This window comes from Roseomonas sp. 18066, from assembly GCF_902706185.1.
Lineage (GTDB): Bacteria > Pseudomonadota > Alphaproteobacteria > Acetobacterales > Acetobacteraceae > Pseudoroseomonas.
Genome location: NZ_CACSJM010000147.1, coordinates 1 through 14,180 on the forward strand (window position 1 = coordinate 1; position 14,180 = coordinate 14,180).

The following is a 14,180-nucleotide window of genomic DNA, read 5'->3' on the forward strand; positions in this document are numbered from 1 at the left end:
GGGCTTCGGCCCGGGCGGCGGCGGGGCGGGCCATGACGCCGCGATCCTCCAGCGCGTCCCAGGCGGCCTGGGGCTCGAAGGCGGCGTCGGCCGCGACCATGGCGATGACCACCGCGCCCAGGCCGTAGACCGCGGGGCCCAGCTCGACCTCGGCCAGGTCCGCCAGCCTTGTGTAGGAAACCAGCGCGCCGAAAAGAAAAACCTCCAGCATGCTCCAGGCGCCCAGATGCTGGTGCCAGCGCAGCGGCAGCGCCAGCCAGGGCGGCGGCGCCGCCGAGACCAGCCCCGCCAGCACCACCAGCCGCAGCACCAGCCGCCCCAGCGGCACCAGCACGACGGTCGCCACCAGCAGCACCGCCAGGATCCACAAGCCGTCATCGATGAAGGCGGCGGCGCCGGAATCGACCATGCTGCCGCGCATACGCCCCAGCAGCCGGATGGTCAGGAAGGGGGTGGTCAGCGTCACCAGGCACAGCAGCAGGCTGGTCAGCGCCAGGGCCAGGGGGGTGGCCAGCGGGCTGGCGCGGTGCCGGCGCAGCACCGAATCACAGCGCGGGCAGCGGGAATCCACCCCCGGCGGCAGCGCCGCCAGCCGCACCAGCTGGCCGCAATCGTCGCAGGCGCGCAGCCTCGCGGGAGCGTCAACCATCAGCGGAACCGGGGGGCAGGACGGGGGGCAGGGCGGGTCATGGGCTGCGCCAGCAACCCGCCAGCCCCGGCAAAGGTTTTTCCACCCGGCGAGAAAACGCCATGGCGGTCAGGGCGCCGCCGCCGGCCGCCACTGGCCGGCATCCATCAGGCGCGAGAAAAGCCGCTCGCGCTCCTCCGCCTCCAGCGGGCTGACGCCCAGCAGCATGCCATGCACCAGCCCCTGCGCCGCCAGCCAGCGCAGCGTCGCCAGCTCCGGATCGGTGGCCTCGGCGCGGATATTGGCCAGGCGCTCGGCGGCGCGGTCGCGGATGACGGAGAGCATGCCCGGCTCCTCGGCCACCGCCGCCAGGATGGCGAAGGCGACCGAGCGCGGCATGGAGGTGGCCTCCCGGGCGGTGGCCAGGTCGGCGACCAGATGCGCCTCCGGATGGGTCGCGCCGAGCTCCGCCTGCTGCTCGCGGTGGAAGCCGTCGAAATAGTCCAGCTGGTGCTCCAGCAGCGCCAGCAGCACGGCGGCCTTGCTGCGATACTGGTGCATCAGCCCGCCCTTGCTCATGCCGGCCTCGCGCGCCAGGGCCTCCAGCGTCAGCCGGCCGGGCCCGTCGCGGGCGATGATGGCCAGGGCGGCCTGCAGCACGGCGCTGCGCGAGCGGCGGGAGCGGGTGGGATTGTCCATCGGCCTTCCGCGGCGGCTGGGGAGGGAGCGGGACCCTAGCCGCGGGCGGCGGCGGGCGGCCAGGGCAAAAACAATCCGCCCGGTTGGTTTTTTCGTGAGCGGCGCCGCGCGAGGAAGGCCCGGCCATCCTATACCAGCGGCCATGCCCCCGGCATGACGATCCCTCCATGCCGGGGCCGCAGGGCTGCGGCAGGCCGACAATCGACGACATTTCCCGACTTTCCAAAGACAAGCTTTACATAGGGCGGGGATACTTAACGTCCCGTTGATATTTATGCCTATGCTCCCGTCGTCGAGAGACCCCGGCGGACGCCCAGCGCCCGCCCCCCGCATCCGCACGGCCAAGGGACTTCCGGCGCCCCATGAACAACAGCTCCGCCCAGGAAAAGCGACTGGCCGCCTTCAAGGTCACGCCCGAGGATATCCGCGTGCTGCAGGGCATGGGGGACTTCGCCCGCAACCGCCTGCCGGCGCTGCTGGAAGAGCTGCACCACGAATTCGCCGCCTGGCCGGAGATCCATGCGGCGCTGGTGAAGCCGGAGGTGCACCGCGCCCGCGTCGCGCATTGGTGCCGGGTGGTCGGCGGCGATGTCGGCCCGGGCTTCACCGAATCCGCCGAGGCGCTGGCCTCCGCCTTCTACGCCCATGGCGTGCCCGGCTATGCGGTGGCCATCTGCCACGCCTCGGTGATGCACGGCATCCTGCGCGACCTCGGCCTGGAGGAAGATGGCCGGCCGAGCCGCGGCGGGCTGTTCAACCGCGCCAGCCGCGCCCAGGGCCATGCCTTCCGCATCGCGCTGAACAAGGGCGCCTGGTTCGACCTGGAGCTGCTGCTGGAGACCTATGCCGCGGCCGAGCAGAAAAGCCGCGCCGCCGCGCTGAACCAGATGGCGGAAGCCATCGAGCGCGAGGCCGGCATCGCCGTCGAGCAGGTCAGCGCGCTGACCGGCGACATGTCCGGCACCGCCCGCGACATGTCGGCCACCGCCGCCCGCACCGGCGCCAATGCCGGCGAGGCCGCCGAGGCCGCCGCCCAGACCCGCCAGACCGCCGAGACGGTGGCCGAGGCGGCGGAGCAGCTGACCGCCTCGATCCACCAGATCGTCCGCCAGGTCAGCGGCAGCACCGCCTCCGCCCAGCGCGCCGTCATCGCCGGCCGCGGCGCCCGCGACAGCATCGAGGCGATGTCGCAGCAGGCCGCCCAGATCGGCAAGATCGCCGAGATCATTGCCGACATCGCCGCCCGCACCAATCTGCTGGCGCTGAACGCCACCATCGAGGCGGCGCGCGCCGGCGACGCCGGCAAGGGCTTCGCCGTGGTCGCCGGCGAGGTGAAGCAGCTGGCGACGCAGACCGCGCAATCGACCGCCGACATCACCCGGCAGATCGCCGCCGTCCGCCAGGCGACGCAGCTGGCGGCCGACGAGGTCAGCCAGGTGGTCGGGCTGATCGGCGAGATCGACAGCATCACCTCCGCCGTCGCCGCCGCGGTCGACGCCCAGGGCAGCGCCACCGCCGCCATCGCCCATAGCGTCGTCGAGACGGCGAGTGCTGCCAGCCGCATGTCGCAGCGCACCGACGATGTCCGCGCCGCCGCCGCCGAGGCCGACCGCCAGTCGGAGGCCGTGCGCCACACCGCCGGCGTGCTGGAGAACGCCGTGCGCCAGCTGCGCCAGACGGTGATCCGCGTCGTCCGCACCTCGACCAAGAGCGTCGACCGGCGCGAGGGCGACCGCGTCGATGTCGACCTGGCCGGGCGGCTGTCGATCGCCGGCGGCGCGCCGCAGCCGGTGCGGGTGCTGAACCTGTCCGACAGCGGCGCGCTGGTCAGCGGCGCCGAGGCCCTGCCGGGCACCAGCGCCAAGCTGGCCTTCGAGGGCATGGACATGCCGGCCGAGGCGGTGGTCATGCGCGACGGCCTGCTGGTGCTCAGCCTGTCGCCCGGGCCGCTGCAGCTGGAGAAGCTGGTGGCGCTGCTGAACCGCAAGGCGGCCGGCAAGAAGTCCGCCGCCTGAGCGCCCGGCGATCCGCAAGGCGCCGGCCCTGAAACCGCCGGTCGAGAGAAAGAAGACGGGGTCCAGGGGAATTCGCTCCCCTGGCCATTTGTTTTGCCTCTGTCACGCTTCCGATTGACATCCCCCCGCGCTTTCTATCGATTCTGCTCATGTCGGCTCCTTCCATTCCTGCGGTGATGCTGCCTCCCGCGCTCGACGCCCTGGTCCAGGCGCGTCTGGCCGAGGGCGGCTATGCCGATGCCGAGGCGGTGGTGGAGGCCGCGCTGCGCCTGCTGGCCGCGGCGCCGGAGCCGCCGCAGCCCGGCCATGCCCTGCTGCTGCGGCTGGAGAAGCGCCTGCAGGGGCTGGGCGGCGCCGAGGCCATGGCGGTGGCCATCGGCCTGCTGGGCGAGGCGCTGGGCCTGGCCCGCATCGCCTTCTGCGAGCTGACGCCGGACGGCAAGGCGGCGGCCTGGTCGCCGGCCGGGCCGATCGCGCCGCCGTCGCTGCCGGCCGCGCTGCTGCAGGCGGTGGCCGATGGCCAGCCGCTGGCGCTGCGCGGCGGCGATGCCGATCCGCGGCTGCCCGCCGGCGCCCCCGCCATCCTGGTCGCGCCACGGCTGGAGGATGGGCGCCTGGCCGCCCTGCTGCTGGCCGAGGCGCCGGCGCCGCGCGCCTGGCGCCGGCGGGAGCTGGCGCTGGCCGCCGAATTCGCCTCGCGCCTGACCGCCGCGCTGCGCCGCGCCCGGATGGAGGCGGCGCTGCATGACAGCGAGCAGCGCTACCGCACGCTGTTCGACACCTGCCCCTTCGCCATCATCATCATCGACACGGCGACGCATGCGGTGCTCGACGTCAACGAGAATGCCTGCGACTCCTACGGCTATTCGCGCGAGGAATTCCTGCGGCTGCGCATCGGCGACCTCGACGTGCTGCGCGAGCCGGAGGCGATCCGCGCCCATGCGCGCAGCTTCGCCATCCGCCCCGGCGTGCAGCAGTTCGAGACCCGGCACCGCGACAGCGCCGGGCGCGTGCGCGACGTGCTGGTGCGGGTGCATGGGCTGCAGCTCGATGGCCGCGGCATCAGCTATGGCGCGCATGTCGACATCACCGACCGCAAGGCGGCCGAGGCGCGGCTGCGGCTGGCGCTGCAGGCCGGGCGGCTGGGCACCTGGGAATTCGACCTGGCCACCGATCGCGGCCGCCGCGCCGGCCTGCTGGCCGAGGCGCTGCCGCAGGTCGCGACGGAAGGGTTCGGCCTGGCCGACTGGATGGCGCTGATCCACCCCGAGGATCGCGAGGCGGTGCGCGCCGCCTTCGCCGCCCTGGCCAGCGACGAGCGGGAGGAGTTCCGCGCCGAGTTCCGCGTCCACCGCCCGGGCGGCGGGGCCCCGGGCGGCGCAGGCTCGGGCGGCGGGGCCCCGGGCATGGCTACCCCGGGCATGGCTACCCCGGGCATGGCGGGCGCCGACTGGGTCTGGATCAGCTCGCAGGGGGCGGTGGCCGAGCGCGATGCCGCCGGCCGGCCCAGCCGCATCGCCGGCGTCGCCCAGGACTGCACCGACCGCAAGCAGGCGGAGGAGCGCCAGGCGCTGCTGACGCGCGAGGTCGACCACCGCGCCAAGAACGCGCTGGCCGTGGTGCAGGCGGCGCTGCGGCTGACCCGGGCCGAGACGCTGCCGCTGTACCGCCGCGCGGTGGAGGGGCGGGTGGCGGCGCTGGCCCGCGCCCAGACCCTGCTGGCCGAGGATCGCTGGGCGGGCGCGGATCTGGCCGCCCTGCTGCGCGGCGAGATCGAGCCGTTCCTGGCCGGCCGCGCCCAGGCGCTGCGGCTGGACGGGCCGGCCGTGCTGCTGCCGGCGGCGGCGGCGCAGCCGCTGGCCATGGCGATGCACGAGCTGGCGACGAACGCCACCAAGCATGGCGCGCTGTCGGCGCCGCAGGGCGAGATCGCCATCGCCTGGACGGTCGATGACAGCACCGAGCGCCGGCTGCGCATCGCCTGGCAGGAGGCGGGCGGCCCGCCGCTGGCCGGCGCGCCGGCCCGGCGCGGCTTCGGCGCCCGGGTGATGGAGGCGACGCTGCGCGGCCAGCTCGGCGGCGCGCTGGCGCTCGATTGGAACGGCGCCGGGCTGCTCTGCCGGATGGAGCTGCCGCTGCGGCGCGCGCTCGGCCATGGCCCGCTGCCGGCCGGCGCGGTGGCCGGGCCGCTGGCCGAGGCGCGGGACTAGAGCAAATTATCGTCGCAAGAGCGAAGACAACTTGCCCTAGCTCCCCGGCGCCGTCTCGGCCGGCGCCAGCAGCTGCGCCAGGCTGCGCACCAGCAGCCGGTCGGAGATCGGCTTCTCCAGATAGGGCCGGCCGCGCAGCATAGGGTCCTGCGGGCGCAGCACATTGCCGGTCGCGAAAAGATAGGGCACGCCCAGCTGCTCCAGCCGGTCGGCCACCGGATAGGCGGTGATGCCCGGGCCCAGGTGGATGTCGAGCACGGCGCCATCCGGCCGGCCGCCGGCGAGCGCGGCCAGCGCCGCTTCCGCATCCGGATGCGGCCCGACCACCGTGGCCCCCGCCTGGCGCAGCACCATCGTGAGCTCGGAGGCGATGTTGTAGTCATCCTCGACGACCAGGATGCGGAAGCCGGCAAGCGGCGCGGCATGGGACATGGAACCTCGCGGGGCTGGAAAGGGGGGGATCAGCGCAGCGGCAGGGCGATGCGGCAGCGCAGCCCCCCCTCCCGCAGCGCATAGTCGGTGCGGGCGCCGAGCGAATAGGGCAGCGCCTCCTCGATCAGCTCGCGGCCATAGCCGCGCGGCCGGTCCGGCGCGCCCGCGGCAGGCGGCAGGTCGAGGCCCTGCTCCTGCCATTCGAGCTGCACCCAGCGCAGCACCGGGCGGGCCGGGCGGCCGGGCACGCGCGGCGGCGGCAGCCTGTCCTCGTCGCCCGCCTCGTGGATCTGCCAGCGCACCGAGAGCTGGCCGGCCAGGTCGTCGCGCAGCGCGCCGTACTTCACCGCATTCGTCGCCAGCTCGTGCAGCGCCAGCGAGAAGGTCTGCACCTGCTCGACGGAGAGGCTGACCTCGGGCCCCTGGATCAGGATGCGCGGCGGCTCGAGCTCGGCATGCGCCTCCAGCTCGGCGCGGACCAGGGCGCCGAGCTCCACCGTGTCGCTGCCGAAGCGGCTGAGCAGCCCCTGCGCCCGGCTGAGCGCCGCCAGCCGCTGGTCGAAGGCGGCGACAGCTCCCCCGCGCCCCAGCGTCTTGAAGGCGACGGCGCGGATCACGGCGAGCAGGTTGCGCGAGCGGTGCTGCAGCTCGGCCACCAGCACCTCCTGCCGCGCGGCGATGCGCTTCTCCTCGGTGACGTCCTTGCCGATGCCGCCGATCCAGCGCACCCGGCCGCGGCCGTCGCGGATCGGGAAGTCGCTGTTGCGCAGCCAGCGGATCTCGCCGTCGGGGCGGCGGATGCGGTATTCGAAGGTCACCGCCTCGCCGCCGCGGACACGGGCGATATGCGACAGCGCCCGGCTGCGATCGACCTCCAGGATGGTCGCGGCCCAGCCCTGGAAATCGTGCTCGCCGAGGCCACCCTCGCGCGGCAGGCCATAGATCCGCTCGAAGGCCGGCGTCAGGTAGTCGAGCCGCAGCGTGCCGGCGTCGCGGATCCACAGCACGTCGGAGGAAGCCTCGCCGAATTGCCGCAGCCGCTCCTCGCTCTCGCGCAGCGCCGCCTCGGTCTGCTTCTGCGGCGTCACGTCGATATGCGCGCCGATCAGCCGCACGGCGCGGCCGCTGGCGTCGCGCTCGATATCGGCGCGCGCCACGATCCAGCGCGAGGCGCCGTCGGAGGGGCGGATGATGCGGTACTCGTTCTGGTAGGTGGCGCTGTCGCCGGCCAGCGCCGCCTGCAGCGCGGCGGCGGCGGGCTCGCGGTCCTCGGGGTGCAGCCGGCGCAGCCAGGCGCCGTGATGCTCCTCCAGCCCGGCGAGATCCGCGCCCACCGGCTCCAGCCCGTGCACGGCACGGTATTCGGGCGAATGGTCGCTGACCACGCGCAGCCCCTGCTGGCCCAGGCCCAGGTCGATGTCGAAGCCGCCGATGCCGCCGATCCGCTGGATGCGGGCCAGCTCCGCCTCGCGCCGGCGCAGCGCGGTCTCGGCGCGGGCCTGCTCCAGCGCCGCCCAGGTGCGCTCGGCGGTCTCCTCGGTCAGCGCGATCTCGGCCGGGCTCCAGATCCGCGGCGTCGCGTTCTGCACGGCGAAGACGGCGACCCAGAGGCCGTCCTTGACCAGGCTCATGGCGATGGTGGCGCCGATCTGCAGCTCGGCGAACAGGGCGCGGTTGGCATCCGCCAGCACCGGCTCGCGCTGGGCGTCGTCGATCACCAGGATCTGGCTGTGCCGCAGCTGGCGCATCACGGCATCGCCGAAGGCATCGGCCTTCCAGCGCCCGGCCAGCGACGGCACGCCGCGCGTGTAGTCGAGCCGGACCTCCGCCTCCTGCTCGTCGATGATGTCGACATAGAGCACGCGGCTGGCGTCGAGATGCTCGCCCAGCAGGCGGGCGGCGGTGGCCTGCACGGCGGTGGCCTCGGCCAGCGGGCGCAGCGCGTCGGACAGCCGCAGCAGGAAGGCCTGCTGCTCCTCGCCGGCACGCAGCGCGGCCTCGACCTGGTCGCGCCGCCATTCGGCGCGCAGCCGCGCCGTGGTCTCGATATAAACTGACCAGAGCGCGACGACGCCGCCCGCCTCGTCGCGCAGCGGGCTGCAGGAATGGGTGAACCAGGCCTGCTCGCCGGCGCCGTCGCGGTGCAGCCCGTAGGGCTGGTCCTGCAGGGTGACGGTCTGCCCGGCCAGCACCGCGGCCAGCACCGGCGCCCAGGTGGCGCGGATTTCCGGCGTGCTGTCGAAGATCGGCCGGCCGAGCGCGCCGGGATGCTTGTCGGCCATCAGCGGCCGCGCCGCGTCATTGTAGATCAGGTGGCCCGCGGCGCCCCATTGCAGGCAGGTGGGGAACCCGCTGGCCAGCAGCAGGTCGATGGCGGTGCGCAGGCTCTGCGGCCAGGTGGCGAGCGGCCCGAGCGGCGTCGCCGCCCAGTCCAGCCGGCGGATCAGCCCCGCCATCTCGCCGCCGGCGGCAGGCCAGGCCGGGCGGTCGGCGGGGGCGTTCATGGCACGGGGCCGCGGCGCGGGGCGCGCGCGCCGCAACCGCCAGGGGTCAGCTTAATTGCGTTCCGCGCAACGAGGGGGCCGCGGCAGGTTGCCGGGCCCCGGCTGCTCAACCGAGCAGCACCTGCACGCGGCCGACCAGCCGGTCGACGGTGAAGGGCTTGGTCAGCACCTGCATGCCGGGCTCGATCTGGCCGCCGCCCAGCGCGGCATTCTCGGCATAGCCGGTGATGAACAGCACCTTCAGCTCCGGCCGCAGCTGGCGCGCCGCATCGGCGACCTGGCGGCCGTTCATGCCGCCGGGCAGGCCGACATCGGTCAGCAGCAGGTCGATGCGCGCCGGGCTGCGCAGGATTTCCAGCGCGCTGGCGCCTTCCTCGGCCTCCAGGCAGGCATAGCCCTGCTCCTGCAGCACCTCGACCACCATGGCGCGCACCACCCCCTCGTCGTCGACGACCAGGATGGTGCTGCCCTGCTCCGCCTCGGGCAAGGGCCCGGCCTCCGGCGCGGGCAGCTCGGCCCGCAGCACCGGGGTGTGGCGCGGCAGCTCCAGCCGGACGCAGGTGCCCTGCCCGGGGCTGGAGGTGATGCGGATGTCGCCGCCGGACTGGCGCACGAAGCCATAGATCATCGACAGGCCGAGGCCGGTGCCCTGGCCCAGCGGCTTGGTGGTGAAGAAGGGGTCGAAGGCGCGGGCCAGCACCTCGGGCGTCATGCCGCCGCCGCTGTCGGTGACCTGCAGCACCACGGCGCCGCCGGCGTTCAGCGTCTCGATCACCAGGCTGCCGCCATCGGGCATGGCGTCGCGCGCATTGATGCAGAGGTTGAGCAGCGCGTTCTCCAGCTGGCTGGGATCGACCAGCACCGGCCACAGCGCCGGGTCGGGCCGCCAGTCGACGGCGATGGCGGGGCCGGCGGTGTTGCGCAGCAGGTCGGCCATGCCGGCCACCAGCCGGTTCACCTCGGTGGGCTTGGGGTCCAGCGTCTGCCGGCGCGAGAAGGCCAGCAGCCGGTGGGTCAGCGCCGCGGCGCGGGCCGAGGCGGCGCGGGCGCGCTCGATATAGCGGTCGAGCTCGGTGACGCGGCCCTGGGCCACGCGCATCTCCAGCAGCTCCAGATTGCCGGAGATGCCGGTCAGCAGGTTGTTGAAGTCATGCGCCAGCCCGCCGGTCAGCTGGCCCACCGCCTCCATCTTCTGGCTCTGCCGCAGCTGCTCCTCCAGCTGGTGCCGGGTCTCGGCGGCGGCATGCTCGGCGGTGACGTCGCGGCCGACGGCGAAGAGCCGCGGCAGCTCGGCCTCGGCCTCGCCTTCCTCGGCCGGCAGGGCGACCAGCGTCCAGGCGATCCAGCGAAAGCCGCCGGCAGCATGGGCCAGCCGCGCCTCGCAGCGGACCGGGCTGCGCCCCTCCCGCAGCCGGGCCAGGGCCTCGGCCAGCGCCGGCGCATCTCCGGGCACCGCCAGCGCCACCAGCGGCACCCCGCGCAGCGCCGCGGGGGCCAGGCCCAGCAGCCGCCCCCAGCCCGGGCTGCCGCGCAGCAGCGCGCCATCCGGCCCGGCGATGGCCAGCAGGTCCTCGCTGGCATTCCACAGGCTGTCGCGCTCGGCCGCCGTCGCATTGGCGCGGCTTTCCAGCAGCTGGTTCAGCTGCTCGCGCTGCGCCTCGGCCTGGCGCCGCTCGGTGATGTCGACCGAGACGCCGGACAGCGACACGGCGGCGCCATCGGCGGCATAGGCCGGCTGGCCGCGCAGGCCGATCCAGCGGATGTCGCCCGACGGCGTCAGCACGCGATACTCGATGTCGTAGTCGCCGCCCGAGCGCAGGCTCCCGGCCATGGCGGCGTCGACGGCGGCGCGGTCCTCGGGGTGGATCGCCTCGCGCAGCGCCGCATAGGGGAAGTCGACCGCCGGGTCGCGGCCGAAATTCTCCCGGCAGGTGGCCGAGCTGGCCAGATCGCCGCCCTGCAGGTCCAGCGTCCAGACGCCCATGCGGCCGGCGGTGACCGCCATGCGCTGCAGCCGGTCGCTGCGCTGGGCCGAGCGCAGCAGGCGGACATTCTCGAAGGCGATGGCGGCGGAGCGGGCCAGCGCCTCCAGCCGCATCGCCGCGCGCGGATCGGCGCGCTGGCCGGGCTGCCAATAGGCGCCGAGCGCCGCGAAAGGCTCCGGCGCGCCGATCGGCACCATGACGAGGGCGCGGATGCGGGCGGCGGTGTAGAGCGCGTGCGGCACCCGCGCATCCTGGGTGATGTCGGGGATCTCCACGGTCTGCCGGTGCATCATCGCCCAGCCGGAGACGCAGCTGGCGGCGGGGAAGCGCTGCCCGGCCCAGAGCGGCACGGCGGCATCCTCGGCAGCGTAGAAGCAGCGATCCTCCTCGCGGATGACCACGGCGATGCCCATGGCGCCGGCGACCTGGCGCGCGGTCTCGCGCAGGATGCCGATGATGGCCTCCATGCTGCGGGCGCCGGCCAGCCGCTCGGAGGCGGCGACCAGCGCCATCCAGGCGGCGTCCTGGTCGTCCGGCGCCAGCGCCGCGGCGGCGGCTCCCTTGGCGACGGTCCTGTCGGGTAGCGGATGCACGGCCATCGGTGCCTCACGGGCGTCCGGGCCAGCCCCGGGCGCAGGATGGAGGGGAGTGGAGACGCCACGCCGGCCAGAAGGCCGCCGCGACCAGACGAGCCAGGGCCCCGGGATCCCAACCCCCAGGACCATGCCGGCGCCCCCGCACCGTTGCCGGGGCGAAGCCTAGCAGAGCGCCCGGCCGGCCACCAAGCGCCGCGCCCCGCCGCCGGTGCCGCCGCCGTGATCGGCGGCCAGCCCCAGACGCCGCTGCAGCCTCAGCCTGCCGCCGGCAGGGTCACGTAGACGCGCAGGCCGGGCATGCCGTCGGCATAGTCGATGCTGCCCTCCAGCTTCTCGACCATGGCGCGCATCATCATGCTGCCGAAGCCCTTGCCCTGGCGGAAGGCGCCGGTGCCGCGGTCGGCCACCACCAGCCGCGCCATGCCGCCATGCTGCTCCAGGCTGAGGCTGAGCGGCCCGGCGGCGCCGCCATAGGCGTGCTTGCTGGCATTGATCAGCAGCTCGGTCACCACCAGGCCCAGGCTGATGGCGCGGTCGGCCGAGATCAGCATCGGCGCCAGGTCGAGCCGCATCTGCCGCTGCCATTCCGCGCCCAGCGACGCCACCAGGTCGGCGCAGAGCTCCTCCAGGTAGCGGCCGAGATCGACGGTCTCGACATGCTCGTCGCGGTAGAGGCGGCGATGCACCAGCGAGACCGCGGCCAGCCGGCGCTGCGCCTCGGCGACATAGTCGGCCAGCCGCTCGTCGCCGGAATCCCGCGCCTGCAGGCCGAGGTAGGAGGAGACCAGCTGCAGGCTGTTCTGTACCCGGTGGTTGACCTCCTTCATCAGGAAGTCCTTCTGCCGCAGCAGCGTCTCGCGGTCGGCGAGCGCGGCGTCGAGCTCGCGGTTCAGCCGGCGCAGCTTCTCCTGCTGGCGGCCGGTCGCGATGCCGGCGGCCAGGCGCCGGGCGGAGGCCAGGTCGGCCAGGCTCCAGGCCTCCGACTGGCCCTGCACCGTCTCGCTCCAGGCGGCGAAGGAGGCGCGCGGCGCCAGGATGGCGGCGGGGTCGAGCGGCACCTCCTTGTGCGGATTGCCGGCCCAGTTGATGACCTCGAGCTTCTCGGCGCGGAACCACAGCAGCAGGATGTCGCTGTCGCCGGGCGGCAGGGCGGCCAGCATGCCGCTGGCGACCTGGCGATAGGCGGCCGCCTCCGGCAGGGCGGCGGACAGCGCATGGCTGCGGAACGGCTCGCCCACCGCCTGCCGCCGCGCCCAGCCGGCCAGGCTGAGCAGCGCGATGTCGGAGGGCACCTGGCCGGCGCTGGCCACGACATGGCCGTTGACCACGGCGAAGCCGTCGGCGCGGATCGTCTGGCGCAGCTCCCCGGCCAGCTCGGACAGGGCCGCGGGGCTGAAGCCCTGCACCTGCAGCCGCGACAGGATGCTGTCCTCGACGCCGCGCATCTGCAGCCGCTCGCGGTAATCCTCGGCCTCCTCCTTGGCGCGGATCTGCCGCGCCAGGCCGCCGACCAGGGCGGAGCAGGCGGCGCGCGCCTCGTAGGTCATGCCGCGCGGCGTGCGGTTGTGGCAGGCCACCAGCCCCCAGAGCCGGCCATCCTGGACGATCGAGATCGAGGCCGAGGCGGCGATGCCCATGTTGCGCATGTATTGCAGGTGGATCGGCGAGACGCTGCGCAGCACCAGGTCGCTCATGTCGAGCTCGGCCATGGCCTGGCTCGCCGGGCGCAGCGGCGCCGGGGCATAGCCGACATCGGGGATGACGCGGACCAGGTTGCGGACATAGAGCCGCCGCGCCTGGGCCGGCACGTCGCTGGCCGGGAAGCGGTGGTTGAGGAACGAGGACAGCGCCGGGTCGCGCGCCTCGGCCAGCACCGCGCCGGCGCCATCGTCGAGGAAGCGGTAGATCATCACCCGGTCGAAGCCGGTGATCTGGCGGAACACCAGCGCGGCCTGGTCGCACAGCGTCTGCAGGTCGGCGGCGCGGTCGAAGGCCAGGCCCGCATTGTTCAGCGCGACCAGGGTCTGGGCGGCCGACATCGGGCTGGCGGCGGCCGGTTCCAGCTCGGCCAGGATCAGCCCGCCCAGGCGGTGCAGATGCAGCTCGAACCGCTCGTCGTCGCGGCCCTGCACCGGATCGCCATGCAGCACGCCGCCCGGGCCGGGCAGCACGTCGCCCAGCAGCGCCGCCAGGTCCTGGCCGAGCAGCGCGCCCAGCTTCCGCCCCATCCAGTCCGGCGCCAGCCGCTCCTCCAGCGCGCCGGCGCCGGCGATGACGGTCAGGCTCGCCGCCTCGGCCACCAGCAGCAGGCCATAGGGCTGGATCGCGCCGGGGATGTGGATCGGCTCGCGGTCGCAGCCGGTCAGGTCGGGGGCGCCGGAGGTCGTGGGCTGGACGGGGAGGAGGACCGCAGGGCTGTCGCTCATGATACCTGTTTTCCTGTCGGCCTTTTCTCTGGGGGAGGGGGGCGCAAGGGGCCGGGGCCCGCGCGTCGCCCCCTGGGCCGCAGCAGCATGCAGCCTAGCCAATCGGGTCGCCGCTGGCGAGCGCAAAGCCGCCGTTTTCGCCAGCGTGCCGGGACGATCCGGCGCCGGTCGGGAAAAACCCTGTGCGCCACGCGGATCATGCCGGAATCGCGGGTCGGGTGACCCGCCGTCGCCGCGAGTCTCCAGGGCCTCTGCGGCAGCTTCGTGGCAGCCCGCGCCTTTTTTCCCGCGATGCCGGCCGGCGATGGCCCGATGCGGATCGCGCCTGTGCACGACATCGATCCGTGCAAGGGGATGGATGTGGAAAAAATTCCGCGAGAGCGACGGTAGCCCCGAAAAGGCGATGCTGGCGCTTGGAAATGGCCATGCCCACGGTCACTTTCCGGTCATCGGATGATCGGGCCATCATGCCGCCCGCCGCGCCATCCGCGCGGCGCCGCGGTCACGCCGCCTTCATCGCTGCCACCGACAGCAAGATCGGCCGGGGAGCCGCGCCCCGACGGCCCCCGCATGGGACCGCTACCGGGCCGTCGCGCTCCGCCGCATGGCGGCTGCCGCGGCTTCCTTGCCTGCGACCGACGGCGAACTTCCCGAATCCCCGCGCCCCGCCGGCTCAGCCTGGCGC

General features: G+C 74.1%; 8 protein-coding genes. 2 read left to right on the forward strand and 6 right to left on the reverse strand.

The features are described from left to right. Both GVN67_RS23440 and GVN67_RS23445 read right to left on the reverse strand, forming a co-directional pair. Window positions 1-649: paraquat-inducible protein A (locus GVN67_RS23440; RefSeq protein ID WP_200845372.1), on the reverse strand; the 649-nt coding region annotated here is incomplete at its 3' end. A gap of 108 nt (window positions 650-757) precedes the next feature. Beyond that, window positions 758-1,327, reverse strand: coding sequence for a TetR/AcrR family transcriptional regulator (locus tag GVN67_RS23445; protein ID WP_159999749.1), 570 nt, complete (start codon window positions 1,325-1,327; stop codon window positions 758-760). A 362-nt stretch (window positions 1,328-1,689) separates the two neighbouring features. On the opposite strand from GVN67_RS23445, the gene GVN67_RS23450 reads away from it, so the two are divergent. Then, window positions 1,690-3,342: a globin-coupled sensor protein gene (locus GVN67_RS23450; RefSeq protein WP_159999750.1), complete on the forward strand. Its 1,653-nt coding sequence runs from the start codon at window positions 1,690-1,692 to the stop codon at window positions 3,340-3,342. 149 nt (window positions 3,343-3,491) lie between these two features. Then, window positions 3,492-5,552 (forward strand): HWE histidine kinase domain-containing protein, encoded by a 2,061-nt coding sequence (locus GVN67_RS23455; RefSeq protein WP_159999751.1) that lies wholly within the window; start codon window positions 3,492-3,494, stop codon window positions 5,550-5,552. Window positions 5,553-5,588: 36 nt separating this feature from the next. Here the strand turns inward: GVN67_RS23455 and GVN67_RS23460 are convergent, their stop codons facing one another. From GVN67_RS23460 to GVN67_RS23475, 4 genes are all read right to left on the reverse strand, one after another. Next, window positions 5,589-5,984: a response regulator gene (locus GVN67_RS23460; protein ID WP_159999752.1), complete on the reverse strand. Its 396-nt coding sequence runs from the start codon at window positions 5,982-5,984 to the stop codon at window positions 5,589-5,591. 29 nt (window positions 5,985-6,013) lie between these two features. Then, window positions 6,014-8,488: a PAS domain-containing protein gene (locus GVN67_RS23465; protein ID WP_159999753.1), complete on the reverse strand. Its 2,475-nt coding sequence runs from the start codon at window positions 8,486-8,488 to the stop codon at window positions 6,014-6,016. A 106-nt stretch (window positions 8,489-8,594) separates the two neighbouring features. Beyond that, window positions 8,595-11,072, reverse strand: coding sequence for a PAS domain-containing protein (locus GVN67_RS23470; RefSeq protein ID WP_200845373.1), 2,478 nt, complete (start codon window positions 11,070-11,072; stop codon window positions 8,595-8,597). Window positions 11,073-11,323: 251 nt separating this feature from the next. Then, the gene (locus tag GVN67_RS23475) at window positions 11,324-13,495 is read right to left on the reverse strand and encodes a histidine kinase dimerization/phosphoacceptor domain -containing protein (protein ID WP_159999754.1); all 2,172 of its coding nucleotides are present in this window, start codon (window positions 13,493-13,495) and stop codon (window positions 11,324-11,326) included. Window positions 13,496-14,180 lie beyond the last annotated feature (685 nt).